Raw genomic sequence first — 23,241 nt, forward strand, 5'->3', positions numbered from 1 at the left:
GCACGGTTGCCCGGGAGCGGCGACGCCTACGCCGAGGCGGTGGTCGACCTCGGCGCGATCGCGCACAACACCCGGTTACTGGCGGCGCGCTCACGCGGCGCCGTGATGGCGGTGGTGAAGGCGGACGGCTTCGGACACGGCGCGGTGCCGGTGGCCCGCACCGCGCTGGCCAACGGCGCGAGTTGGCTGGGCGTCACCTCGATGCGGGAGGCGCTGGAGCTGCGCGCGGCCGGTCTCACCGCGCCGGTGCTCAGCTGGATGCAGCTGCCCGACGAGGACTTCACCCCGGCGCTGCGGGCCGGCGTCGACCTCTCGGTCTCCTCCTACCTGCACCTGGCCGGCATCTCGGCCTGCGCCGAGCGGGCCGGGCTCACCGCGCGGGTGCATCTCAAGGTCGACACCGGGCTGCGCCGCAACGGTGCGGCGCCGGGCGACTGGGGGGCGCTGGTCCGGGCCGCCCGGGCGTTCGAGCTGCGCGGCACCGTGCGGGTGCGCGGGCTCTGGTCGCACCTGGTGGACTCCGACGGCTCGATGGGATCCGCGCCGAGCTGCACGGCGCGCCAGGTCCGGGACTTCGAGGACGCGGTCGCCTTCGCCCGCGCGGCCGGACTTCGCCCCCGGCTGCTGCACCTGGCCAACTCGGCCGCCGCGCTGAGCGATCCGAGCACCCACTACGACCTGGTCCGGGCCGGGATCGGGCTGTACGGCGTCGAGCCGGTGCGCGGGCTCGGCTTCGGACTGCGCCCGGCCATGACGCTGCGCGCCCGGGCCGTCATGGCCCGCCCGGTGCGGGCCGGTGAGGGTGTGTCCTACGGGCACGAGTACCGCGCGGCGCGGGACGGCACCCTGCTGCTGGTGCCGCTCGGCTTCGCGGACGGCGTGCCGCGCGCCGCCTCGGGCCGCGCCGCGATGTGGGCCGCCGGGGCCCGGCGCCCGGTCGCGGGACGGATCGCGATGGACCAGTGCGTGCTGGACGCCGGGGCGGCGCAGGTCCGCATCGGCGAGCCGGTGGTGGTGTTCGGCCCGGGGGAGCGGGGCGAGCCCACGGTGGGCGACTGGGCCCGCTGGGCTGGCACCAACGCGCACGAGCTGCTCACCGGCATCGGCCCCCGGGTGCCCAGGCGCTACCTGCCGGCGGGCGGGCCCGACGCCACCCAGGACCCCGACACCATCCGCGAGTTCGACACCACTCGCGGGTTCGACAGCACCGAGGAGAACCGCCATGGCTGAGCAGAACCGGATCCGGGTCGCGGTGCTGTTCGGCGGCCGCAGCGGTGAGCACGACGTCTCCTGCGCCTCGGCGGCGGGCATCATCACCCACCTGAACCGGGACCGTTACGCGGTCCGGCCGGTGCGCATCACCAGCACCGGTTCCTGGGTGCCGGGCTCCGAGGACCTGCCCGTCGGCTCGTACGGCCCGGACGACCTCCAGCGCCTGCTGCCCGACGACGGCGCGCCCTGCTGGACCGGCCTGGCGCAGGCGCTGCCCGTCCTGGCCACCGCCGACGTCGTGGTGCCGGCCCTGCACGGCCCGTACGGCGAGGACGGCACGCTGCAGGGCCTGTTGGAGACGCTGGGCGTCCCGTACCTGGGCAACGGCGTGTTCGCGAGCGCGGCCGGGATGGACAAGGACGTCACCAAGCGGCTGCTGGCCTCGGCCGGCCTCCCGGTGGCGGCCTCGGCGCTGCTGCACGGCCCCGCGGCCGAACTGCCGGTGCGGGAACGGGAGTGGCTGGGCCTGCCCGCCTTCGTGAAGCCGGCCCGGGCGGGCTCCAGCCTCGGCGTGACCCGGGTGGACGACTGGGCGGAGCTGGACGCGGCACTGGCCGGCGCCCGCGCCTTCGACAGCAAGGTCCTGGTGGAGGAGGCGGTGCTCGGTCGCGAGGTGGACCTGGCGGTGCTGGAACACCCGGACGGCCGCCTGGAGGTGGGCCCGGCGCTGGAGATCCGGGTGCACGGCGGGCATCGGTTCTTCGACTACGCCGCCAAGTACCAGGACGGCGCGACCCGTTTCGAGATCCCCGCCCGGCTGCCCGAACCGGTCGCCGAGCGGCTGCGGGAGATGGCGGTGGAGGTCTTCCGGGCACTGGACTGCTCGGGGCTGCTGCGGATCGACTTCCTGCTCCGGGGCGGCACGGAGCCGGTGGTGAACGAGGTGAACACCTTCCCCGGCTTCACCGCCGCCTCCCAGTACCCGCGGATCTGGGCCGCGACCGGGCTGCTGTACGAGGAACTGCTGGACGTGCTGATCGCCACCGCGCTGGTCGGCGGCGAGCGCAGGACCCCGACGGCCGTGCCGGCCGCGGTCGGGTGAGGGGGCCGGCCTGGCGGCAGCTGGCGGGGGTGGCGGCCGTCCTGCTGGGCGTGGCCACCTGCGTGGGCGCGGTGCTGCTGAACACACCGCCGCCGCCGCGAATGCCACCGCCGCCGCCGCGAACACCGGCCCCGCTGACGGCCGGCCCGGACGCGCCGTCCCGCTCCAGCCTGCTCCCCGGTGCGGCCGCCACCCGATGAGGTGGGATCAGCCGAGGTCCTTGGTCATGAACACCCGGCTGGTGCCCGGCGGGTCGCACGGGATCTCCCCGAACACCCGCCAGCCGTGCCGCTGGTAGAAGCCGGGCGCCTGAAAGGTGATGGTGTAGAGCACGGCGCTGCGGCAGCCGCGGCGCCGGCCCTCCTCCTCCGCCCGCCGCAGGATCTCGCTGCCGAGCCCCCGGCCGCGCAGCGCGGGCGGCAGGTGGAAGAGGTCCACGAAGAGCAGCCCGAGCGAGGTCCGGCCGGTCAGGCCGCCGAGCACCGCTCCGGTCCCGGGGTCCTTGACCAGCACGGCCAGCGGTCGGCGGTCCGCGGTGCCGCTGGCCTCGATGTTGAAGCGGTCCAGCTCGTCCGAGATCAGGGCGAGGTCAGCCGGCGCCGGGTCGTCGGTGACGACGATGGCGGGGACGACGGTGTCGGGGACGACGGTGTCGGGGACGACGGCGCCGGCGACGGCGCTCCGGGACAGGGTCGGTTCGGTGGTCGGTTCAGCCATCCGGCGACCGTAACGTCAGCCAGTGACAACCCCGGTGGCTGCGGACCTCCCGGTGCCGGCGCGGCTATCGCAGCGAGGACAGGTCCGTGTTCGCCCCGCACAGCACCACCGCGACCCGCTCGCCCGGCGCCGGCCGGTAGACGCCGCTCATCAGGGCGGCCAGCGCGGTCGCCGCGGCGTGCTCGATCACCAGGCGGCGGTGCTCCCAGATCGTCTGCCGGGCCGAGCGGATCGCTTCCTCGCTCACCAGCAGCGAGAGCGCCGACGCCCGCCGCGCCCAGTGGAGGGCGGTCTGCGAGGCGCGGCGCGCGCCGAGCGAGTCCGCGGCGACGGAGTCGACCTCGACGTCGACCACCTCGCCCGCCTCGATCGCCGCGTTCAGCGCGCGGCAGCGCTCCGGCTCGACCGCGACCACCCGCACCCCGTGGTGCGCCGCCGCGATGGCGGTGCCCGCGAAGAGGCCGCCGCCGCCCACCGCGACGATCACCGTGTCCAGGCCGGGCACGGCGGCGAGCAGTTCCGGCAGCAGGGTGCCGGCCCCCGCGACCACATGGGGGTCGTCGTAGGCGTGCGAGACCAGCGCGCCGGTCTCCCGGCCGAAGCGCTGCGCCGCCGTCTGCGCCTCGGCGTACTCGGTGCCGACCTGGCGCACCCGGGCACCGAGGGCCCGCAGCCGGGCCACTTTCACCTCGGGCGCGGTGACCGGGACGAAGACGGTGGCCGGCACGCCGTGCCGCTCGGCGGCCCAGGCGCAGGCCAGGCCGGCGTTGCCGCCGGAGGCGATCACCACGCCGGCCGCCGGCATGGTGCCGGCCGCGAGGTGGGCGGCGGCGAAGTTGGCCGCCCCGCGGTCCTTGAAGGAACCGCTGTGCTGCATGAAGTCCAGGGCCAGGAAGACCTCGGCGGAGCCGACCGCGCCCGGGTCCACCGCGATGACCGGCACCGGGCGGGTGATCCCGCTGATCCGCTCGGCGGCGGCTTTCACGTCGTCATAGCTGAGTTCGCTCACAGTTGCCGAGTCTCGCGGTCGGCGGGGACCCGGGGCAACCGTTGTGGGCGGGTCGTCGGGGCGCTGTGCGGCACGGGGTGGGCGTGCCCTAGGCTGCGCGCCATGCTTTCGGTCGGATCATCACATCAGTGCGCAGTGGGTTGGTGACCCATGGCCGACTGGAACGTCATCTCCGCGCTGGCCACCGCCGGGGGCACCCTGGTGCTGGCCGGCGCCTCGTTCGCCTCGATCCGCTCGGCCGACCGTGCCGCGCTCTCGGCGGACCGGGCCGCGCTCTCGGCGGAGCGCGCGCTGCAGGCCTCGCTGCGCCCGCTGCTGATCGGCTCCCGGCTCGAAGCGCCGCAGCAGAAGCTGATCTGGCAGGACGGCCACCGGGCGCACCTGCCCGGCAGCGCGGGCTACCTGCGGCTGACCGAGGGCAACCTGTACCTGGCCGCCTCGATCCGCAACATCGGCCCCGGGCTCGGCGTGATCCACGGCTGGCGGTTCGCGCCGCCGGAGACCTACCAGAACGTGGCCCACCCGGACCCGGCCGAGTTCCGCCGTCAGTCCCGGGACCTCTACATCGCGCCCGGCGACACCGGCTTCTGGCACGCGGCGATCCGCGATCCCGAGGACCCCGACCACCAGGCGCTGGTCGAACCGGTGAAGAACGGGGAGCGGGTCAACATCGACCTGCTCTACGGGGATGCCGAGGGCGGGCAGCGCACCATCAGCCGCTTCTCGCTGATCCGGGTCGACCGCGAGCAGGAGGACCGCTGGATCTGCCAGATGGTGCGGCACTGGAACGTCGACCGGCCCGACCCGCGCTGAGCCCACCGGCTGACCAGATCGTTCCGCAGCCGGGCCTGATCGGGCCTTCGCCGGGGCCCGTCCGGCGGCCAGGATGGTGCCCATGGAAACCACGCAGGCAAGCGCCGCCGCCACCCGCACCGCACTGATCGTCATCGATGTCCAGGAGTCCTTCCGCCGCCGCGACAACTGGGCGGCCACCTCCAACCCGCAGATCGTCGAGCAGGTCGACCGTCTGGTCCAGCTCGCCCGCAGCAAGGGCGACCTGGTGGTCTGGGTGCTGCACAGCGAGCCGGGGTCGGGCGACGTCTTCGACCCGGCGCTCGGCCATGTGCACCCGATCGAGGGCCTCAAGCCGCTCGACGGCGAGCCCGTGGTCCTCAAGACCTCGCACAACGCCTTCAGCACCACCAACCTCCAGCAGTTGCTGGTCCAGCACGGCGTGGGCGAGCTGGTGATCTGCGGCATCCGCACCGAGCAGTGCTGCGAGACCACCACCCGGATCGGCTCCGACCTCGGCTACCAGGTCGTCTTCGTCACCGACGCCACCGCCACCCACCCGATCGAGCACCGCGACGCCCCGGCCGGGCGCAGCCTGGCGGAGATCCTGGCCGACCCGCGCACGCTGGGCACCGAGGAGATCATCACGCGCACCGAGTACGCGCTGGCGGGCCGCTTCGCCCGGATCGCCACGGTCGCCGAACTGGAGCAGGCCTGAGCCAGCCCAGGCCGGGCCCGGCCTGGGCTGACTGTACTGACCGGATCGTGTGCCCACCGGCCGGGGCCGGAGCTAGGCTGACGGGATGAGCAAGGTCGTCTTCCTCCTCGCCCCTCAGCTGCACCTGCTGGACCTGGCCGGGCCGGCCCAGGTCTTCTCCTCGGCCGCCGACCTCGGCCACCCGTACGAGATCCACTTCGTGGGCGAGCGGGAGTCCATCCGCACCGCCCAGGGCCTCGAACTGCGGGCGGCGACCGAGTGGCCACCGCTGGCGGCGGACGACCTGGTCATGGTCCCCGGCTGGCGCTCGCGGGTCCCGCGCGAACACGAGCGCGGGCGCCCGCAGGACAACGGCCGGCTGGAGCAGGCCACGCTGGACCGCCTGACCGCCCATCACGCGGCGGGCGGCACGGTGGCCAGCATCTGCGCGGGCGCCGACGCGCTCGGCCGGGCCGGTCTGCTCGACGGCCGCCGCTGCACCACCCACCACGACCTCCAGGAGGAGCTGGCCCGCCGCTACCCGCGCGCCACCGTGCTGCGCGACGTGCTGTACGTGGTGGACGACCGGCTGATCACCTCGGCGGGCATCGCCAGCGGCATCGACCTCGCGCTGCACCTGATCGCGGTGCGCCACGGTCCCTACGACGCCGCCCGGGTGGCCCGCGCGATGGTGGTCTACGCCCGGCGCAACGGCGACGAGCAGCAGGCCAGCGTGATGCTCCGGCACCGCGCGCACCTGTCCGACGCCGTGCACCGGGCCCAGGACCTGATCGACGGCGGCTACACCGGCACGCTCGCGCTGGCCGACCTCGCCGCCGCCGTGGGCGTCAGCGAGCGGACGCTGACCCGGCGCTTCGTCACCGTCACCGGGCTCACCCCGCTGCGCTACCAGCAGGAGCTGCGGATCGAGCACGCCGAGCACCTGATCGCCCAGGGCGGTACCGCCGAGGCGGCCGCCCGCGCGGTCGGTTTCCAGGACGCCCGGATGCTGCGCCGGTTGCGCGCGGCCCGTTCGACGGCCGCGGCTACCGAGGCTCCCCCGGCCGGTCACCCAGCGCCTGTGTCACCGCGTGCCAGGCCGGCGAACTCACCAGTGGCCGCAGTGAAGTGAAGAGCCGCCCCAGCGCCTCGCCCCAGCGGGCCCGGAACTCCGGGCTGATCAGCACCAGGTCCAGCTCGTTGGCCACCGTCAGCTCGGCGAAGTCGCGGCGCTGCTGTGCGGAGGGGACGAACGCCGTGCCGGTGAAGCGGTCGTGGAAGGCGCCGTCGGCCCGCGGCAGCGCGGCGTAGGAGGCCCTGCGGTCACAACTGGCGTAGCGGTACACGATCTCCTCGGCCGCCGGGCCGATCCGCCGCGCCAACTCGGCCCGCCCGGACGCCTGCGGCGACAGCAGTGCGACCGCGAACCCGTCGGTGCCGTAGCAGGCGTGGCACAGGCCCGCCAGCTGCAGCTCGGGGCGGGCACCCCAGGCGGCCAGCATCGCCCGCACCCGCTGGAGGTGGGCCGGCAGAGTGCCGCCGGGGTGCTCGATCCCGGCCGCGCCGAGCGAGTTGAGCCAGGCGACCGCCGGGTCGACCACCGGGTCGACCGTCTCCGGTTGACTGTCCGTCACCATGCCCTCCTCCGCTGCCGGGTCGGCCCCTGTCCAGCCCGGTCGACGTCCGGATCCCGGCTCGCCGCCACTGCCCCCTGCTGTGGCGGACAGGTGACCGCCCCGGCTGTAGTCGATGGTTCTGCAACGGCGACACCCAAGTCAATCCTCAGGTTTTCTTCCATTCATCCAAGCAATAGCTTGAACCGACCTCGCAAGCGATGGCCTGGTAGCTTGCCTCCTCATGACCCTCGACGACCTCCGCGTCTTCGTCGCCGCCTGCGAGAGCGGCAATCTCAGCGCCGTCGCGCGCGAGTTGTCCCGCACCCAGTCGGCGATCAGTCAGCACGTGCGCCGTCTGGAGACCGAGCTCGGTCTGACCCTGCTGGAGCGCCGCCCGCGCGGGGTGGCGCCGACCCAGGCCGGGCGGATCCTGCACCGGGCGGCCGCCCAGGGCCTGGGCCACCTCGACCTGGCGCTGCGCGAGCTGCGTGATCTGCGCACCGGTGAGCGCGGCACGGTGCGGGTCACCACCGGCGCCACCACCATGCGGCACTTCATGACCGCGGCCGTCGTCGAGTTCCGGCGGCAACACCCGGACGTGGACCTGGAGTTCCGCACCGAGACATCCAGCCGCAGCTGCTTCGACGCGCTCGCCGCGGGCGAGGCGGACCTCGCCTGGATCACCATCGGCGCCCCCGTGCGCGGGGTCGAGCAGCGGCCGGTGGTCCAACTGCCCTGGGTGCTCGCGGTCCATGCCGAGGACCCGCTGGCGCAGCGGGAGTCGATCGATCCGGCCGACCTCGCCCGGATCCGCCCGATCCGGCTGCCGGAGAACTCGGTGGCCCGCGCCCAGCTGGACGGCCAGCTTGCCCACCACGAGGACGAGACGGCCGCCGGGACCAACGCCACCACCAGCGTCGCCGACTGGGACACCGCGGTGTTGCTCGCCGGGATCGGCCTGGGCCATGCGGTCGTCCCCGCCCTCCCCGGCTGGCGCGCCTCGGACCACCCGACCCTGCGCCTGGTCCCGATCCCCGGCCTGCCACCGCTCGCGGTCGGCTGGGCCGTCCGCCAGTGGGGCGCCCTGCCCACCCTGGCCCAGGAGTTCGCCGAGACCGTCGCGACCCAGGCGACCCGGTAGCGCCCCGAACGACCCGCTCAGCTGGTCAGTTCACGCTCCAGCGGGGTGCGGAACCGTGGCGTGACCCGCACCTGGCCGAGCCAGCCGGCCAGCCGCTCGGCCTCGGCCGCGATCGCCCGGCCGGCGGGTTCGGCCTCGGTGCCGAGGTCGGTGAGCAGCCGCCAGACCAGCTCGCCGTCCGCGCGCTGCGCCCAGCCGCCGACCACCCGGCCCCGCCACCAGACGGTCGGGCCCGGGTTGCCGGCCCGGTCGAAGAGCGCGGGCACCTGGGCCGGGTCGAGGTACCAGTCGCGGCCGCGCCAGCCCAGCACGGTCGGATCCAGGCCCGGCAGCAGCGCGGCCCACGGCTCGTCGGCCCGCTGCTCGTCGGCCTGGTCCCCGTCGGCCTGGCTCCCGATGGCCTGTTCCCCGACGGCCTGTTCCCCGCCGGGCCGTTCGTCGCCGGGCAGGACCAGCCCCGGGCCGTTCGACAGCCCGACCTCGACGGCGCCGACGTCGGCCAGCGCCTTGCGGGTGTCGCCGAGGGTCCACCCCGTCCACCACTTCACGTCCTCCACCGTCGCCGGCCCGAAGGCGGCCAGCCAGCGCCGGACCACCTCGGCCTTCGCCTCCCGGACCGGCAGGTCGGGCCACTGCGGGACCAGCGCCCACGGGTAGCTGCTGCTCACCCAGGAGCCGCGCGGGCGGCACCGCCGCACGTGCCCGTCCGAGGCGAGCAGTCGCAGCAGCCGGCTGCCCACGCTCTGCCGCGCCTCGTACGGCTTGCCCGGCGCCATCAGGATCGTCTCGCGCAACGCGGGTACGGCGGCGGAGAGTTCGGTGGTGGTGGCCTCGCCGCGGGCGGCCAGCGCGGCCAGCACCGCCTGCTCGGTGGCGGCCAGCCTCGGCTCGTCCCAGCCCTCGGCGCCCTCCCGCAGATGCTTGACCAGGGTGGCCCGCTCCTTCACCGCGATGGCGCGCGCGGTCGAGGAGCTGACGTAGGGCGCGAACTCCTCGGTGACGGCGAAGATGGTGCGCCGCATGGAGAGCAGCTTCACCAGCGACACGTCCTCGTAGAGGGCCCGCTCGACCTCGGCGGCGGCCGGCCGCGCCAGCCGGGCGCCGGCCGAGAGGTAGACGGTCGCGGGGTCGGTGGCGTGCAGGCCCACCATGGCCTCGGCGACCTGCTCCACGGTGGCCGCCCGGTGGGCGGGGGCCAGCAGGTGCCGGCGGGCGAGCCGGGAGCGGCGCTCCTCGTCGCTGAGGAAGGGGGGCTGACGGGTCATGGGGCGAGCGTAGCCGGGGGAGGGTCAGGACTCGGGGGTGTGGTGGCCCCCGTGGTCCTCGTGGCGCCCGTGCTCCCCGTGCTCCCCGTGGCCCTCGGGCCGGCCGTGCTCCGCGTCCGGCGAGCCGCCCATCATCCGCAGCATCGCCCGCCCGCCGGTCCGCAGGAAGCGCACCACCAGCACCGCCGCCAGCAGCAGGAAGGCGATGTTCAGCCAGCTGGTGTAGTCCCAGCTCACCCCCGCCATCGGGATCCTGGCGTCCCGCTGGTCGGGCACCAGCCCGAGCCCGCCGAAGAGGAACTCCACCACGTAGCCGGCCACCACCATCGCCGCGTAGAACGTCGCGAGCAGGAACCCGGCCATCCTGGCGCCGTAGTACTTCCGGTAGATGTTCAGGATCGGCAGGATCAGCAGGTCCGCGAAGATGAACGCGACCACCCCGCCGAAGCTGATCCCGCCCTTCCAGAGCACCACCGCCAGCGACACGTTGCCGATCGAGCAGACGAACGAGAGCATCGCCACCAGCGGCCCGACCAGTGGCCCCCAGAGCTTGCTCGCGACCGGATGCCCGGCGAAGAAGAACCCGTGCCAGAAGCTGTCCGGCACCCAGGCCGCGATGGCCCCCGCGATGAACAGGCCGATCACCAGGTCCTTCAGGATCGCCGCCCACTCCATCACGAAGACGTGCGCGGTCGCGGTGAACCCGGCGGGGGAGAGCAGCCGGCGGCCGAACGAGCCCTCGCCGCCCACCGACATGTCCATCGCGGCGTGCCCCTCCATCGATCCCGCCACCGCGCGGTCGGCCTGTTCGCGGGCCGCGCGCAGCAGCCCGTCCCGCAGCAGGAGCCGGAAGAGCAGGGCGAGCGCCAGGATCATCAGTGGCCCGCCGACGAACTCGGCCGCGGTGAACTGCCAGCCCATCAGCAGCGCCAGGATCACGCCGAGTTCGACCACCAGGTTGGTGGAGGCGATCTCGAAGGCCATCGCCGCCGTGAAGTTCGCGCCCTTGCGGAACAGCGAACGGGCCAGCGCCACGGCCGCGTAGGAGCAGGACGAGGAGGCCGCGCCGAGGGCCGAGGCGACGGCCAGTGTGCGCGGCCGGTCGTCGCCGAGCAGCCGGACGATGGTGGACTTGCGCACCACCGCCTGGACCACCGCGGAGAGCGCGAAGCCCAGGATCAGGGCCCAGGTGATCTCCCAGGTCATCGAGCCGGTGATGGACAGGGCATGCCGGATCGCGTCCATGGCCGATGGTCCGCCTTCCTCGGGTGGCTCGGGGTGCGCAGAGCAGCGCGTCGAGCCTATACCCCTTGGGGGTATCATTCCGAGGCATTCGCCTCCGCCACACCGCGCCGGGGAACCCGCCTCCGCTCGTGTCCCCCGGCGCGCGGTGCTACACAGCGGCCTTCTGCGCGGCCACCACCCGGACGCGTTCGCCCAGCCGCCGCACCGCCCGGCTGCCCGGGTGGCTCACCACGCTCTGCCGCAGCACGTCGAAGTGCTCGTCGCCGCGGGCGGTGGCCAGGGCGGTGTAGTCGTCCAGGAACTCGCCCCAGGTCAGGCAGGCCGCCTCGACGTGCCCCAGCTCCCACTGGCGCGCCGCCAGCAGGCCGTTGGCGTGCAGCCGGCCCTGGCGCTCGTTGGCCGGCCGCACGCGGTTGGACTGCCGCATCGCCTGGATCGAGCCCGGCAGGTCGCCGAGCGCGTACAGCACGCTGCTGACGTGGAAGTGGTACGCGGACCAGTCGTAGCCACCGACCGCGTCGTTGCGGCCGTCGGCCTTGGCGAGCGCCGCCTCGGTCTGGCCCAGCCGGGTGAAGGCCAGCCGCTGGTCCTGCACCAGGGCGGCGCCGTGCGCCTGTTGGCCGCGCAGGAACGCGGTCAGCCGGGGCCCGGCGGCCGGCGCGCACTCGGCGGCGGCGTCCGCGTACTCCAGCGCGCGCGGGCCGTAGCCGAGGTTGGCCGCCTGCAGGGACATGCCCCGCAGGGTCCGGCAGTAGGTCACGTGGTCCTGGCCGTTCTGAGCCAGCGTCAGGGCCTCGGTGAAGTACTGCTGGCCCAGCCCGTGGGCGCGTTCGTACATGGCCATCCACCCGGTCAGGTAGACCAGGTCGGAGGCGGCGGCGAGCATCGAGCGCTTGACCTTCGGCGTGCCGTCGGCCTGCAGCCACGGCATCACCGTGTTGGCCAGGAAGGCCGCGCTCATCGGGCGGGCGTGGCCGCCGCCCAGCTCGTCGAGGATCCCCGCGATCCGGACCGTCATCGCCCGGACCGTCTCCACCTCGCTCTCTCCTATCCGCACGGTGCGCCCCGCCCGCACCTCCTGCTTCGAGCCGTCCAGCCGGTGCGCCAGCTCGGTGTAGCCGGGCACCAGGAGCGCGGCCGAGTAGAGCCCGGCGGTCAGCATGCTGCGGCGCGAGGGGTCCATGTCGCTGCGCACCAGGTCGACCAGGTCCGCACCGGGCTTGCCGTCGGCGGGCGTCGACCCGAGGCCGGCCTCCTGGACGGTGACCGGGCGGCCGAGCCGACGGCTGAACGCCTCGGCGACCACCGGGCGGACGGCCGGTTTCGGACGGACGCCTTTCAGCCAGTGCGAAACCGCAGAGTGATCGTATGTCAGTTCCAGACCGGCGTCCCGGCCGGTCCGGTTCACCGCGCGGGCCAGCTGGTCGTTGCCCCAACGGGCCTCCGACAGCAGCGCGACCAGCTGTCTGTTCGGCGTGCGTGTCATAGCTCCCCCTGCCTGATTCACGTCGTTCACGGCTTCGCCCAGCATGAACCGTTCTCTTCCCTGGCGTAAGTCGGTTGACTGTCAATCAGCCGCTCGGGGACGGCGGAACAGAAGCTCGGCCGCTCCCTGGATCGTCGAGGAGATGCCCTACATGGAGCGCGTGTACCGTCCCCAGTCGGATGTATTCCAGGTCACCACCGGTGCCGACGCCGTTCGGCACGCCCGTGACCGGATCGTTGCCGTGGCCATCGGCTGGGGTGTGCCGCTCGCCCCGGAGGCACTGGGGGACCTGCGGGTGTGTGCCAGTGAGGTCGTCACCAATGCGCTGGAACACGCGGGCGGGGAGTGCCGGGTCACGGTGCGCTGGACCGGTCGGCGGCTACTGGTGGAGGTGGCCGACCGGTCCAGGCGCGCACCCGTGATGCTCTCCCCGGGCGACGAACTGCCCTCGGGGCGCGGCCTGCTGCTGGTGCAGGCACTGGCGGGCGGCTGGGAGTGGGAGCGGACCGAGAGCGGCAAGGTGGTCCGCTTCGCCTTCACCGCCGGGACCGCCGAGTCCTTCCCCGCCGGGACCGCCGAGTCCTTCCCCGCTGGGTCCGCCGAGTCCTTCCCCACCGGGGCCGCCGCGGCCGCCGGTGGGTGCGGCGCGCCGCTGGTGGCCCACTCCCGGTGAGATGAGCCTGCACAGGGCCGTCGTTGGCCCGCGCTACCCCTGACCGTCCGTCAGCAGCGGGGTGAGCAGCGGGCGGGGCTGGGCCAGGGCGAGGGAGACCGGGTCGGTGCGCGGGCTGCGCCGACCGCTGGGCGCGGGGCGCATGACGACGTGGGCCGGGGGGACGGCGACGCCGCAGGGTACGCAGACGCCGGCCGGGCTCAGCCGGTTGCCGCAGGCGTCGTGGGTGAAGACGGTGTGCGACTCCTGTTCGGCGGCGTGCCGCTCGCCCCAGCGGGCCAGCGCGTGCACGGGCAGCCACAGCTCCAGACCGGCCTCGGTGAGCAGATAGCCGTACCGCACGGGCGAGTCCTGGTAGGGCTCCTTGTAGAGCACCCCGGCCTCGACCAGTGCGCGCAGCCGGGCCGTGAGCACCGCCCGCGGGATGTCCAGGTGGACCAGGAAGTCGTTGAAGCGGCTCACCCCGTAGAAGGCGTCGCGCACGATGAGCAGGCTCCACCGCTCACCGATCACCTCCAGTGCGCGGGCGAGCGAGCAGTCCTGCTGGGCGTAGTCCGTTCCGAGCGCCATGGAAACCAGTGTACCCGGAGTCAGTTCGTTGAACAGACTCATGGTGTACAGTCACTCCTGGGTCGGTTCGTTCAACAGACCCATGTGGTCGAGTGAGTTCATTCACCAGACCCACCTCGTGCGCACGCCGGTCCGAGTGCCGGCGAGTGACTGGATCCGACTGGTCGGGGAGGCCGCGGAGATGACCCTGGAGAGCACCCATCCAAGCCCGTTGACGAGCCCGGAGGTGAGCCCGGCGGTGAGCTCGGTGACGGGTTCGGCGCTGAGCCCGGCGGTGAGCCCCGCGACGGCCCGCCCGGTCGGCGCCACCGCGGTGCGCGGACCGCGCCGGGCCCTGCTGACCGCCTGCTACGGGACCTTGCTGGTCCTGATCACCTACACCGTGCCGACCACCACCCTGGCGCCCACCGCCGCCGCGCTGCACGCCGGCGCCGCCGCGCAGACCTGGATCCTCACCGGCACGCTGCTCGGCCTCACCGCCCTGCTGCTGATCTCCGGCACCATCGCCGACGACCACGGCCGCAAGCGCGTCTTCACCCTCGGCGCGGTGCTGCTCGCCGCCTCGGCCGCCCTCGGCGCACTCGCCCCGGACACCGCCGTCTTCCTGATCGCCCGGGTGGTCCAGGGCGGCGCCTCGGCCGCCGTGCTCGCGCCCAGTCTGGGGCTGGTCAGCCACGCCTTCCCGGCCGGCGCGGCCCGGGTGCGGGCGCTCGGCAGCTGGGGCGCCGCCGTGGGCCTGGGCATCGCGGTGGGCCCCGTCTACGCCGCACTGCTGGCCCAGTGGGCCAACTGGCGGGTGGTCTACGGCGTGCTCGCCGCCCTCGCGCTGCTGCTGGCCGGCCTCGGCGCCGCCTTCCTCACCGAGTCCCGCAGTGCGCACCCGCGCCGGCTCGACCCGCTCGGCGCGCTGACCCTGGCCGCCGCCACCGCCGCGCTGATCGCGGGCCTGGCCGAGGGCCGCAGCGGCTGGCTGCGCACCGCCCCGCTGCTGCTGCTCGCGCTCGGCGTGCTGGGGCTGGCGGCGTTCGCGCTGGTGGAGGCCAAGGTGGCCGAGCCGATGCTGGAGCTCGCGCTCTTCCGTGACCCCGGCTTCATCGCCTCCGGCGCCGGTGCGCTCTTCACCGGGCTCTCCATCGTCGGTCTGATGAGCTGCCTGCCCACCGTCCTGGAGCGCGGGCTCGGCCGGACACCGCTGGCCGCGGGCCTGGTGCTGGCGATCTGGTCCGGCCTGTCGGTGGTCGCCGCCCTGCAGGCCCGCCGCCTGGCCACCCGGCTCGCCCCGACCACCCAGCTGGCCGCCGGGCTGCTGGCCTGCGCGATCGGCGAGGCGGCGCTGTACGGGCTGACGCCAGGGTCCGGCTGGCTGCGCCTGGTGCCCGGCCTGGCGGTGGCGGGGGTCGGCAGCGGGGTGCTGAACGCGGCCCTGGCCCGACTGGCCGTCAGCAGCGTGCCGGCGCACCAGTCCGCGATGGGCTCGGGCGCCAACAACACCGCCCGCTACCTGGGTTCGGCCCTCGGGGTGGCCATCGCGCTGGCCCTGATCAACTCGGGCCACTCGGCCGCCGGGTCCGCCGCCGGTGTCACGGCGGGCGCCGACCGGGCGATCGTGGTCGCCGCCGTGCTCTGCCTGCTGGGCGCGGCCGTCGCGCTCTGGGCCCGCGCGGCGAGCCGACGGCGTACGGCAGCCGAAGCCGAAGCCTGACCGGGCGTCGCGCCCCGGCTCGGCGTGCGGCCCGGCTCAGCGGAGCGGCTCCAGAGCCCCGAGCGAGGCGAAGAACGCCGAGTCCAGCGGCAGCTCCCAACTCCCCACCGCCACCAGGTATCCGCGCCATCCGAACCGCGCCGTCCGCAGGCGCGGTTCGGACCAGCTCTCCAGCACCGCGCGCACCGGCACCCCGTCCACCTGCACCGTCTGGGCCCGGGCGCCCAGCGACTCGACGTACTCCGGACGCCCGGTCGGATCGAGCAGGTTGCGCCGCACCGCCTCGGACTGGTCGCGCTCGCTGGACTGCCCGAAGACCACGGCGGCCGGCGAGCGCCGGGAGTCCCCGGCCAGATAGGAGTGGATCGCCGACCGGGGCGTCGGCCCCGCGCCGCCGGTGAGGGTCAGCCCGCGCCGGCCGGGCCAGCTGGGGATACCGAGCAGCGGGAAGGAGGACTCGTCGAGCACCGTGCACCTTTCCAGGAACTGACACACTTTCAACCATTGTGCTCTGCCTGGTGCATAGGAAGTCGGCGGACTCGATCACTCCATCGGATCAGCCGTTCAGCAGCCCGGCCTCCACCTCGGCGCTGATCCCGGTGGGGGAGTGCCTGGTCCCCGCCGGTGCGTGGTTCGGCAGGGTGCGCTGCCAGGCCCAGGTGTCCGCGACCGTCTCCGCCACCGGCCGGCAGCGCAGGCCCGCGGCCAGTGCCTTGGCGACGTTCCCGCCGTGCATGGTGTCGTACAGATCGCCCGGCGGGATCCAGATCGGCAGCTGGTTCCACGGCTCCACACCGGCCGCCAGCAGCACCTGCGGCTCGATCCAGCGCAGTTCGGCGTCCGAGCCGGTGGCCGCCAGGCAGGCCTCCAGCAGTCCGCCCATGGTCGCCTGCCCGGGCGGGCCGACCGTGTTGAACGTCCCGCCCACGCCACCCGCCGCCGCGGTGAGGGCCCAGGCCGCCAGGTCGCGCGCGTCGATGTACTGCAGGGCCAGCTCGCGCGGTCCGGGTGCCGGTACCAGGCCGCCACGGGCTATCCGGTTCAGCCACCAGGGCAGCCGGCCCACGTTCTCGCCGGGGCCGAGCACCAGGCCCGCCCGGACCAGCAGTGCCCGGTCGCCGAAGACCGCCTGCGCGGCCAGCTCGCCGCCGCGCTTGAGCCGCGCGTAGTCGCCCGCCGGGTCGTCCGGGTCGCCCGCCACCACCGGCGCCCGCTCGTCGAGCCCGGGCCCGGTGGGGAACTCGTAGACGGACCGGCTGGAGACGTAGATGTAGTGGCCGGCCCGGTCGGACAGCAGCCGGGCGGCGTCCCGCACCGCGGTGGGGGCGAACTGCCAGGTGTCCACCACCAGGTCCCACTCGCCGCCCGCCAGGGCTCTGATGCCGCGTTGGTCGTTCCGGTCGCCGTGCAGGGCCCGGACACCCGCCGGGGGTGCGTGCCGGCCGCGGTGGAAGACCGTCACCTCCCAGTCACGTGCCAGCCCCGCCTCGGCGAAAGCCCGGCCGACGAACTCGGTACCGCCCAGGATCAGAAGTCGCATGGCCCGACTGTGCCAACCGGCGGGAGGGTTGGGAAGGCGGGCAAGCTCTGGGCGGAATCGCTGAGAGCGGACAGCGCTGTTCAGTCCAGCGCGTGCCGGATCCAGACGTTCGGCTCGGTGTAGGTCGCCGCGTCCGCGTCCGGCACGCAGTGCACCGGCACCAGGGCGCCGGGCACCGTCACCGGCCCCGGGGCGTCGAACGGCAGGCCGGTCCAGGAGCGCCACTGCGCCAGCGAGCCGGCCACCGTCATCGAGCAGGGCGCGATCGAGTCGATCACCCCGCCGGCGCGGACATGGGTGCGCAGCCACGGGTCGGTGGGCAGGCCGTCCGAGGGCCGGGTACGGAACGCGTACTCGGCCATCGGGACGGCCGGTTCGAGGTGCTTGCCGGTCGGCCGGACCGGCGCGACCAGCTCGGCGAAGCCGCGCGAGCGCGCGTTCTCGCGCATCGCGGCCAGCATCAGGTCGGACAGGCCGTGGCCGAGCCAGTCGCTGTGCACGGTGACGTCGATCGCGCTGACCGTGTCGGGCCCGGTCCCCAACCGGTGGTCCCGGAACGCCCAGAGCAGCACCTCGTCCCAGCCGCCCGGCGGCAGGCTGCCGCGCTGCGGCTGGTGCAGCGCGAACGGGACGCTGTGCCCGAGCGCTGCCACCAGGTCATCCTCGATGGTCGCCACGATCGTGAACTCGGGGAAAGTGTCGTTGAGTTGACCGAAGAAGGCGCGGCCGACCGGATCGGCCAGGATGAACTCGGGCCAGGTGTCCGGGAACGACAGCGCCGCCCGCAGCTCCGGGCGCTCGGCGAGCGTGGTGATCTTGACGTCCATGGGCGCAGAGTAGTGCGGCCCGGTGGCGGGGCCAATCGGGTTTCGGCCCGGGTGCCCGCCCGGATTCCGCCCGGATTCCGCCCGGGTTTCCGCTGGTCAGAGCTCGGTCACCCGCACGCGCGGGAGCAGCGAGCGGTACGCGGCCTCGTCGTAGCCGCCCGCCAGCGGGCTCAGGACGGTCGCGGCCGAGAGGGCGACGGCCTGGGCCAGGCGCTGCGGCCAGGGCAGGAAGTCGACCTGGCCGACGCTCAGTGCGGCCACCGCCGAGTCGCCGGCCCCGGTGGGGTTGCCGGCCAGCTGCTCGGGCGGCACCGCCCGCCAGGCGCCCTGCGGCGTCACGGCGAGCATGCCCTCGGCGCCGAGCGAGGCGACCACCGCGCCCGCGCCCCGGGCGAGCAGGGTGCGGGCGGCGGCCAGCGGGTCGGCCAGCCCGGTGGCCTCGCGCAGCTCGTCGGCGTTGGGCTTGACCAGCTCGGGCCCGGCGGCGAGGGCGGGCAGCAGCCACGGTCCGGCGGTGTCCAGCAGCACCGGGACGCCACGGTCACGGGCGAGTGCGACCAGCGTGGCGTAGGCGTCCGGCGCCAGGCCCGGCGGCACGCTGCCGGAGAGTACCGCCGCCCGGCAGCCCGCGTCGAGCAGGGCGGCGAAGTGGGCGGTGAACCCGGCCCACTCGGCGGTGGTGATGTCCGGCCCCGGTTCGTTGAAGAGCGTGGCGTCCGCCGCGAGCGGGTCCACCACCGCGATCGTGCGCCGGGTCTCGCCCCGCACGGCGAAGAGCGCGTCGGTCGGCCCGGCGGAGGCGAGGTCGGCACGGAGCGCGCTGCCCGTGGCGCCGCCGACCAGGCCGGTGACCACGGCGGGCCGACCGAGCCGGTGGAGCACCCGGGCGACGTTGACCCCCTTGCCGCCCGCCCGCGCGGCCACCTGCGCCACCCGGTTGCTCCGGTGCAGTCGGACACCGGGCACCTGGTAGGTGAGGTCGAGTGCGGCGTTCAGCGTGACGGTGAGGATCGGGTCGGGCGCAGGCACGGGGAGCCCTCCGGTATGTGATTGATATTGCTTAGTTCATAGCAGTTCCACGCAGAATTGAGCAAGAGATGAACGGATCGTCCTCGCGCCTCCCCGAGGCTGACGAGTCGTCAGGTGAGGATCGTCCGGTGAGGAAGAGCGAGAACCATGACGAACCGGGTGAACCGGGTGAACCGGGTTATTCGGGGACCGGCCTGCTGGTGCCGCCCGCCTGGCTGGTCCGCACGCTGCGCCCGCAGCCCACCGCCGTGCCGAAGGCGGCCGCGGTCCGGGCGGCCATCGGGATGGCGGTGCCGGTGGCCGTCGGCGCGGCGATCGGCCAGAGCGCGGACGGCGCGCTGGTCGCGATGGGCGCGCTCGGCGCGGTCCTCGGCGACACCGCCGACGCCTACCGGCTACGGGTCTTCAACATCGCCGTCCCGCAACTCTTCGCCGCCGCCGGGCTCGCGCTCGGCGAGCAGGTGCACGGGCACGGCTGGGTCGCCGTCGCCGCGCTCACCGGCCTCGCGCTGGTCGCGGGGATGATGAGCACGATCGGCGCGGTCTCCTCCGCCGCCGGACTCAACGTCCTGCTGATGGCGGTGATCGGCGCGGGCCTGCCGTTCCCGCCGCCCTGGTGGCGCGGGCCCGCACTGATCCTGCTCGGTGCCGGGCTGATCCTGGTGATGGCGCTGCTCGCCTGGCCCGCCCGCTCGGGCGTCCCGGAGCGGACGGCGGTGGTCCAGGCCTATCGGGAGACCGCGAACCTGCTGGACGCCGCCGGCGGCGCCGACTGGAGCCAGGCCCGGACCCGGCTGACCGGGGCCCTGGACCAGGCGTACGACCTGCTGCTCAGCCGCCGAGCGCTGGCGCCGGGACGCAGCCGGGGCATGGTGCGCCTGATCGCGCTGCTGGGTGCGCTCACCCCGCTGGTCGAGGTGGCCCCCGCCGTGCACGCGGCCGGCGGCCACCTCGGCGCGCGGCTCGCGAGCGAGGTGCGCGCGCTCGCCGAGGCGGTGGCCGACCGCAGGCCGCTCCCCGTCCCTCCCACGCTCCTCGCCGACGCCGACCTGCCGTCGGGCGAGGCCGCCGCCCCCGTCGAGCGGGCCGCCGCAGCTGCCCTGCTGCACGCGCACGAGGTGCTGGCGGGCGACTACCAGGATCGCGCGCCGACACCGGCGCTGCGCCCGGCACCGCTGGGGGTGCGGCTGCGCAGCCGCACCCGCGAGGTGCTGCTCTCGGCCGACTCCTGGCGCTACGGCCTGCGGCTGGCGCTCTGTCTGGGCCTGGCCCAGACGCTGGTCTCCACCGTCACGGTGCCCCGCTCCTACTGGGTGCCACTGACCGTCACCTTCGTGCTGAAACCGGACTTCGGCTCCGTCTTCTCCCGCGCCGTGCTGCGGGCGCTGGGCACCGTGGTCGGCCTGGTGCTGGCCGCGGCCGTGCTGGAGACCGTCCCGCGCGGCGGCTGGGAGGCGCCGGTGGTGGCCGTGCTGGCCGCGGCGCTGCCGATGGTGTCGCGACGCAGCTACGGCCTGCAGACCGTGGTGATCACGCCGCTGATCCTGATCCTCTCCGACCTGTTGAGCCACCAGGGCGTCCACCTGATCGCGCCCCGGCTGCTGGACAGCCTGCTCGGGTGCGCGATCGTGCTGGTCGCGGGGTACGCGCTGTGGCCGGAGAGCTGGCACTCACGGGTCGGCGCCCGGCTCGCGGACGCGGTGGACGACGTGGCCCGGTACCTGGAGTGCGCCTTCGCCGCCGGCACCGACGCCGCGCCCGCGGGCGGTGGCGACCACGCGCCGCTGCCCGGGGTGGTGTTCCCGCCGACCGCTCCCGTGCCTTCCGCCGCGCCCGGCTCCCGGGCCCGGCTGCGGCGCCGGCTCTACCGGGACCTCGCCGGGGTGCGCACCGAGTTCCAGCGGGCGCTGGGCGAACCGCCGCCGATGGGCGCGCGGGCCGCCGCCTGGTGGCCGCTGGTGGTCGCGGTGGAGCGGGTGATCGACGCCAGTACGGCCGCCGCCGTGCAGACCGCGCAGGGCGCGGAGCCGCCGCGGCCCGCCGAGGTCGCCGCCCTCGCCGCCGACCTGCGGGCCCTGGCCACCGCGATCCGCGCGGGCGGCGCGGACCTCGCCCCGCCGTGCGACGTCACCACGGGCAGTGCCCTGGCCCCCGTCCGCCGTGAGGTCGCCGGCGCCCGCTCCGCCCTCGCCGGCCCGGGCTAGCGCCCGCCGGTCCGGCGGGCGCTGGGGTGGGTGTGGTCCCGGGCGCCCGCCGGCTATCGCGCCAGGCCGTTGAAGCGCGCCAGGCGCGGGCCCGGCGGGGTGAGGGCGGCCGCGGCGGCCAGCTCCTCGCGGATCGCGCCGACGGTGTGCTCGATGAACAGCGCCGCGGACGCCGGCTCCGGCAGGACGCGGTCGATCACGCCCTCCCGCAGCAGTTCCACCGCGCCGATCCGCTGCTGCTCGGCCAGTTGCGGGGCGCGGTCCGGGGTGCGGTGCAGGATCACCGAGGCGCCCTCGGGCGGCAGCGGGGAGAGCCAGGCGTGCTCGGCCGCCAGCGCCCGGTCGGCGGGCAGCAGGGCGAGCGCCGCACCGCCCGCGCCCTCGCCGAGCAGCAGGCTGACCACCGGGGTGGGCAGCGTGCTCAGTTCGGCCACGCAGCGGGCGATCTCGCCGGCCAGCGCGCCCTCCTCGGCTTCCCGGCTGAGCAGTGCGCCATGGGTGTCGATCACGGTGAGCAGCGGCAGCCGCAGCTCCGCCGCCAGCCGCATGCCCCGGCGGGCGGTACGCAGCGCACCTGGGCCCACCGGGCCGTGCACGGCCGCGGCCGCCCGGTCGTGGCCGACCACCACGCAGCTGCGGCCGCCGAACCGGGCGAGCGCCAGCCGCAGCGCGTCGTCCCGCTCCCCGGCACCGGTGCCGGACAGCGGCAGCACGGCCTCGGCCTCGGCCAGCAGCTCGGCCAGCCCGGGGCGGTCCGCCCGCCGGGTCCGCTGGACGGAGTCCCAGACCGACCCCGCCGGCGGCACCCGCTCGTCCGGGCGCTGAGCCGGCGCCGGTTCGGTGACCGGACCCTGAGGATCGGTCAGCAGACCCACCGCCGTCCTCAGCCACTGCCGCAGCTCGCCGGCCGTCAGCACCGCGTCCACCGTCCCGAACCGCGCCAGATGCTCCGCCCGCTGCACCCCCTCGGGGAACGGCGCACCGTACAGCGCCTGGTACACCCGCGGGCCCAGGAACCCGACCAGCGCCCCCGGCTCGGCCGTGGTCACCTGGCCGAGCGAACCCCAGGAGGCGAGCACCCCGCCGGTGGTGGGGTGACGCAGGTGCACCAGGTACGGCAGCCCGGCCGCCTTGTGCGCGGTCACCGCGTTGGCGATGGCGATCATCCGGACGAACGCGGGCGTCCCCTCCTGCATCCGGGTGCCGCCCGAGGCCGGAAACGCGATCAGCGGCAGCCCCTCGGCCGTCGCCCGTTCCACCGCGTGCAGCAGCCGGGCGGCGGTGGCCGCCCCGATCGAACCGGCGAGGAAGGTGAACTCGCTCACCAGCACGGCGACCCGCCGGCCACCGATCAGCCCCTCCCCGGTGAGCGCGGCCTCATCGGCCCCACTGCGCGCCCGGGCCCGGGCGAGATCCTCGGCATAGCCGGCGGGGCAGGCGTCCTGGTTGCCTCCCTCGGCATGACTCGGCGGCTCGTCCCAGCTGCGGAACGAGCCCGGGTCGAGCACCTGACCGGCGAAGACCAGGGCGGCGGGCACAACGGGCGTCGAAGTCGGTTCGTCCACAAGACCAAGTGTCCTGATCGCGCCCCCACCCCGACAACCCCCGCCTCCCCCACTCCACCCGTGCCCGACCCCGCACCCGCTCCCCGGAGTCCGGTTCAGCTGCCCGCCGTTGTTCCGCCGAGCAGCGCCTCGGCCAGTGGGGTGCGGTAGTAGAGCACCGTGCGGCCCGCCCGGGCCCGGTGCAGGAGGCCGGCGCGGCGCAGGACGGCGAGGTGGTCGCCGACCGCGCCGGTGGTCATGGCCAGGCTGCGCGCGAGCTGGGTGGTGCCGGCCTCGGGTGCAGGAGGCCGGCGCGGCGCAGGACGGCGAGGTGGTCGCCGACCGCGCCGGTGGTCATGGCCAGGCTGCGCGCGAGCTGGGTGGTGCCGGCCGGCTGGTCGAGCGCGGCGAGCAGACGGGCCCGGGAGCGGCCGAGCAACTCGGCCAGTGCCTCGGGCGCTGCTTGCGGCCGCTCCTCCCAGAGCGCGGCGATCCCGCGCGCACGGCGGGGGCGGCGGCCGGTTGGGCCGCGAGGCAGCGCGCGATGTCCGCGCGGGCCGCGGCGGGGGGAGCGCGCCGGATCGCAGTCAGGTCGTCGGCCCAGCTCTGGGCCAGGCCGGTGGGCGGCAGCGCGATGAAGTTGGCGCCGAAGGACGGGGTCTGCAGCGTGAGCACCGCGTCCAGCTCGGTCCGGGCACGCAGCCGCTCGAAGGCCGGGCGCAGCCGGGCCACCCACCCGGTAGGTGGACGGCGACCCGGCACACTGCCCAACAGACCTAGCAGGGTGCAGAGTTCGAAGGCGGGGGAGAGAGCGAAGCGGCTGTGCAGCAGGTCCTCGGTGCCCACCTCGAAACGCAGCATGCGCCGAGC

23 protein-coding genes are annotated in these 23,241 nt (G+C 75.0%); 9 read left to right on the forward strand and 14 right to left on the reverse strand.

Annotation, left to right across the window (positions count from 1 at the left end; translation table 11 throughout):
- Positions 1-6 precede the first annotated feature (6 nt).
- The gene (gene alr, locus ACFZB9_RS16810) at positions 7-1,230 is read left to right on the forward strand and encodes an alanine racemase (RefSeq protein ID WP_391447757.1); all 1,224 of its coding nucleotides are present in this window, start codon (positions 7-9) and stop codon (positions 1,228-1,230) included.
- Entirely contained in the window at positions 1,223-2,314 is a 1,092-nt protein-coding gene (locus ACFZB9_RS16815) for a D-alanine--D-alanine ligase family protein (RefSeq protein ID WP_391447759.1), read from the forward strand. The genes alr and ACFZB9_RS16815 overlap by 8 nt, the downstream gene beginning before the upstream one ends.
- Before the next feature lie 207 nt (positions 2,315-2,521).
- Here ACFZB9_RS16815 and ACFZB9_RS16820 read toward each other — a convergent pair whose 3' ends face one another.
- Positions 2,522-3,031: a GNAT family N-acetyltransferase gene (locus ACFZB9_RS16820; RefSeq protein WP_391447760.1), complete on the reverse strand. Its 510-nt coding sequence runs from the start codon at positions 3,029-3,031 to the stop codon at positions 2,522-2,524.
- Between the two features lie 64 nt (positions 3,032-3,095).
- Positions 3,096-4,040 (reverse strand): serine/threonine dehydratase, encoded by a 945-nt coding sequence (locus ACFZB9_RS16825; RefSeq protein WP_391447762.1) that lies wholly within the window; start codon positions 4,038-4,040, stop codon positions 3,096-3,098.
- A gap of 150 nt (positions 4,041-4,190) precedes the next feature.
- Between ACFZB9_RS16825 and ACFZB9_RS16830 the strand changes: the two genes are divergently transcribed.
- From ACFZB9_RS16830 to ACFZB9_RS16840, 3 genes are all read left to right on the forward strand, one after another.
- Positions 4,191-4,853, forward strand: coding sequence for a hypothetical protein (locus ACFZB9_RS16830; protein ID WP_391447764.1), 663 nt, complete (start codon positions 4,191-4,193; stop codon positions 4,851-4,853).
- A gap of 82 nt (positions 4,854-4,935) precedes the next feature.
- On the forward strand, positions 4,936-5,550 hold the full coding sequence (locus ACFZB9_RS16835) for a cysteine hydrolase family protein (RefSeq protein WP_391447766.1): 615 nt from the start codon (positions 4,936-4,938) through the stop codon (positions 5,548-5,550).
- A gap of 85 nt (positions 5,551-5,635) precedes the next feature.
- On the forward strand, positions 5,636-6,661 hold the full coding sequence (locus ACFZB9_RS16840) for a GlxA family transcriptional regulator (RefSeq protein WP_391447768.1): 1,026 nt from the start codon (positions 5,636-5,638) through the stop codon (positions 6,659-6,661).
- Here the strand turns inward: ACFZB9_RS16840 and ACFZB9_RS16845 are convergent.
- The gene (locus ACFZB9_RS16845; protein WP_391447769.1) at positions 6,576-7,163 is read right to left on the reverse strand and encodes a DUF6817 domain-containing protein; all 588 of its coding nucleotides are present in this window, start codon (positions 7,161-7,163) and stop codon (positions 6,576-6,578) included. The genes ACFZB9_RS16840 and ACFZB9_RS16845 overlap by 86 nt on opposite strands.
- Positions 7,164-7,386: 223 nt before the next feature.
- On the opposite strand from ACFZB9_RS16845, the gene ACFZB9_RS16850 reads away from it, so the two are divergent.
- Positions 7,387-8,286: a LysR family transcriptional regulator gene (locus ACFZB9_RS16850; protein WP_391447771.1), complete on the forward strand. Its 900-nt coding sequence runs from the start codon at positions 7,387-7,389 to the stop codon at positions 8,284-8,286.
- Positions 8,287-8,303: 17 nt separating this feature from the next.
- Here ACFZB9_RS16850 and ACFZB9_RS16855 read toward each other — a convergent pair whose 3' ends face one another.
- The 3 genes from ACFZB9_RS16855 to ACFZB9_RS16865 form a co-directional block, all read right to left on the reverse strand.
- Positions 8,304-9,551 carry a winged helix DNA-binding domain-containing protein gene (locus ACFZB9_RS16855; protein WP_391447773.1) on the reverse strand — a complete coding sequence of 416 codons (1,248 nt, stop codon included), beginning with the start codon at positions 9,549-9,551 and terminating at the stop codon, positions 8,304-8,306.
- 24 nt (positions 9,552-9,575) lie between these two features.
- Complete coding sequence (locus ACFZB9_RS16860) at positions 9,576-10,796, reverse strand: permease (protein WP_391447775.1); 1,221 nt, start codon at positions 10,794-10,796, stop codon at positions 9,576-9,578.
- 148 nt (positions 10,797-10,944) lie between these two features.
- Positions 10,945-12,282, reverse strand: coding sequence for a hypothetical protein (locus tag ACFZB9_RS16865; protein ID WP_391447777.1), 1,338 nt, complete (start codon positions 12,280-12,282; stop codon positions 10,945-10,947).
- 151 nt (positions 12,283-12,433) lie between these two features.
- On the opposite strand from ACFZB9_RS16865, the gene ACFZB9_RS16870 reads away from it, so the two are divergent.
- Positions 12,434-12,955: an ATP-binding protein gene (locus ACFZB9_RS16870; RefSeq protein ID WP_391447778.1), complete on the forward strand. Its 522-nt coding sequence runs from the start codon at positions 12,434-12,436 to the stop codon at positions 12,953-12,955.
- Positions 12,956-12,988: 33 nt separating this feature from the next.
- Here the strand turns inward: ACFZB9_RS16870 and ACFZB9_RS16875 are convergent, their stop codons facing one another.
- Positions 12,989-13,525 carry a winged helix-turn-helix transcriptional regulator gene (locus tag ACFZB9_RS16875; protein WP_391447779.1) on the reverse strand — a complete coding sequence of 179 codons (537 nt, stop codon included), beginning with the start codon at positions 13,523-13,525 and terminating at the stop codon, positions 12,989-12,991.
- Positions 13,526-13,706: 181 nt separating this feature from the next.
- Here ACFZB9_RS16875 and ACFZB9_RS16880 point away from each other — a divergent pair, with 181 nt between their 5' ends.
- Complete coding sequence (locus ACFZB9_RS16880) at positions 13,707-15,227, forward strand: MFS transporter (protein WP_391447780.1); 1,521 nt, start codon at positions 13,707-13,709, stop codon at positions 15,225-15,227.
- A gap of 36 nt (positions 15,228-15,263) precedes the next feature.
- On the opposite strand, the gene ACFZB9_RS16885 is transcribed toward ACFZB9_RS16880, so the two are convergent.
- The 4 genes from ACFZB9_RS16885 to ACFZB9_RS16900 form a co-directional block, all read right to left on the reverse strand.
- A complete protein-coding gene (locus tag ACFZB9_RS16885; RefSeq protein ID WP_391447782.1) occupies positions 15,264-15,695 on the reverse strand; it encodes a hypothetical protein in 432 nt (143 codons plus the stop codon).
- An 88-nt stretch (positions 15,696-15,783) separates the two neighbouring features.
- Positions 15,784-16,767 (reverse strand): NAD-dependent epimerase/dehydratase family protein, encoded by a 984-nt coding sequence (locus ACFZB9_RS16890; RefSeq protein ID WP_391447784.1) that lies wholly within the window; start codon positions 16,765-16,767, stop codon positions 15,784-15,786.
- 80 nt (positions 16,768-16,847) lie between these two features.
- A complete protein-coding gene (locus ACFZB9_RS16895) occupies positions 16,848-17,594 on the reverse strand; it encodes an N-acetyltransferase (protein ID WP_391447786.1) in 747 nt (248 codons plus the stop codon).
- Between the two features lie 96 nt (positions 17,595-17,690).
- Positions 17,691-18,623 (reverse strand): 1-phosphofructokinase family hexose kinase, encoded by a 933-nt coding sequence (locus ACFZB9_RS16900; RefSeq protein ID WP_391447787.1) that lies wholly within the window; start codon positions 18,621-18,623, stop codon positions 17,691-17,693.
- A 128-nt stretch (positions 18,624-18,751) separates the two neighbouring features.
- Here ACFZB9_RS16900 and ACFZB9_RS16905 point away from each other — a divergent pair, with 128 nt between their 5' ends.
- The gene (locus ACFZB9_RS16905) at positions 18,752-20,827 is read left to right on the forward strand and encodes an FUSC family protein (protein WP_391447788.1); all 2,076 of its coding nucleotides are present in this window, start codon (positions 18,752-18,754) and stop codon (positions 20,825-20,827) included.
- A 53-nt stretch (positions 20,828-20,880) separates the two neighbouring features.
- Here the strand turns inward: ACFZB9_RS16905 and ACFZB9_RS16910 are convergent, their stop codons facing one another.
- From ACFZB9_RS16910 to ACFZB9_RS16920, 3 genes are all read right to left on the reverse strand, one after another.
- A complete protein-coding gene (locus ACFZB9_RS16910) occupies positions 20,881-22,392 on the reverse strand; it encodes a carboxyl transferase domain-containing protein (protein ID WP_391447790.1) in 1,512 nt (503 codons plus the stop codon).
- Positions 22,393-22,487: 95 nt separating this feature from the next.
- The gene (locus tag ACFZB9_RS16915; RefSeq protein ID WP_391447792.1) at positions 22,488-22,631 is read right to left on the reverse strand and encodes a hypothetical protein; all 144 of its coding nucleotides are present in this window, start codon (positions 22,629-22,631) and stop codon (positions 22,488-22,490) included.
- 94 nt (positions 22,632-22,725) lie between these two features.
- The gene (locus ACFZB9_RS16920; protein ID WP_391447794.1) at positions 22,726-23,232 is read right to left on the reverse strand and encodes a hypothetical protein; all 507 of its coding nucleotides are present in this window, start codon (positions 23,230-23,232) and stop codon (positions 22,726-22,728) included.
- Positions 23,233-23,241: the final 9 nt, after the last annotated feature.

Origin of the sequence: Kitasatospora sp. NPDC008050 (assembly GCF_042957465.1) — a bacterium.
In the GTDB taxonomy this organism is placed as follows: domain Bacteria; phylum Actinomycetota; class Actinomycetes; order Streptomycetales; family Streptomycetaceae; genus Kitasatospora.

Excerpts from the sequence above, each read along its gene's own strand:
- ACFZB9_RS16815 (WP_391447759.1), top strand. The coding sequence starts at position 1,223 with ATGGCTGAGCAGAACCGGATCCGGGTCGCGGTGCTGTTCGGCGGCCGC.
- ACFZB9_RS16820 (WP_391447760.1), bottom strand. The coding sequence starts at position 3,031 with ATGGCTGAACCGACCACCGAACCGACCCTGTCCCGGAGCGCCGTCGCC.
- ACFZB9_RS16830 (WP_391447764.1), top strand. The coding sequence starts at position 4,191 with ATGGCCGACTGGAACGTCATCTCCGCGCTGGCCACCGCCGGGGGCACC.
- ACFZB9_RS16835 (WP_391447766.1), top strand. The coding sequence starts at position 4,936 with ATGGAAACCACGCAGGCAAGCGCCGCCGCCACCCGCACCGCACTGATC.
- ACFZB9_RS16840 (WP_391447768.1), top strand. The coding sequence starts at position 5,636 with ATGAGCAAGGTCGTCTTCCTCCTCGCCCCTCAGCTGCACCTGCTGGAC.
- ACFZB9_RS16850 (WP_391447771.1), top strand. The coding sequence starts at position 7,387 with ATGACCCTCGACGACCTCCGCGTCTTCGTCGCCGCCTGCGAGAGCGGC.
- ACFZB9_RS16855 (WP_391447773.1), bottom strand. The coding sequence starts at position 9,551 with ATGACCCGTCAGCCCCCCTTCCTCAGCGACGAGGAGCGCCGCTCCCGG.
- ACFZB9_RS16860 (WP_391447775.1), bottom strand. The coding sequence starts at position 10,796 with ATGGACGCGATCCGGCATGCCCTGTCCATCACCGGCTCGATGACCTGG.
- ACFZB9_RS16865 (WP_391447777.1), bottom strand. The coding sequence starts at position 12,282 with ATGACACGCACGCCGAACAGACAGCTGGTCGCGCTGCTGTCGGAGGCC.
- ACFZB9_RS16870 (WP_391447778.1), top strand. The coding sequence starts at position 12,434 with ATGGAGCGCGTGTACCGTCCCCAGTCGGATGTATTCCAGGTCACCACC.
- ACFZB9_RS16875 (WP_391447779.1), bottom strand. The coding sequence starts at position 13,525 with ATGGCGCTCGGAACGGACTACGCCCAGCAGGACTGCTCGCTCGCCCGC.
- ACFZB9_RS16880 (WP_391447780.1), top strand. The coding sequence starts at position 13,707 with ATGACCCTGGAGAGCACCCATCCAAGCCCGTTGACGAGCCCGGAGGTG.
- ACFZB9_RS16890 (WP_391447784.1), bottom strand. The coding sequence starts at position 16,767 with ATGCGACTTCTGATCCTGGGCGGTACCGAGTTCGTCGGCCGGGCTTTC.
- ACFZB9_RS16895 (WP_391447786.1), bottom strand. The coding sequence starts at position 17,594 with ATGGACGTCAAGATCACCACGCTCGCCGAGCGCCCGGAGCTGCGGGCG.
- ACFZB9_RS16915 (WP_391447792.1), bottom strand. The coding sequence starts at position 22,631 with ATGACCACCGGCGCGGTCGGCGACCACCTCGCCGTCCTGCGCCGCGCC.
- ACFZB9_RS16920 (WP_391447794.1), bottom strand. The coding sequence starts at position 23,232 with ATGCTGCGTTTCGAGGTGGGCACCGAGGACCTGCTGCACAGCCGCTTC.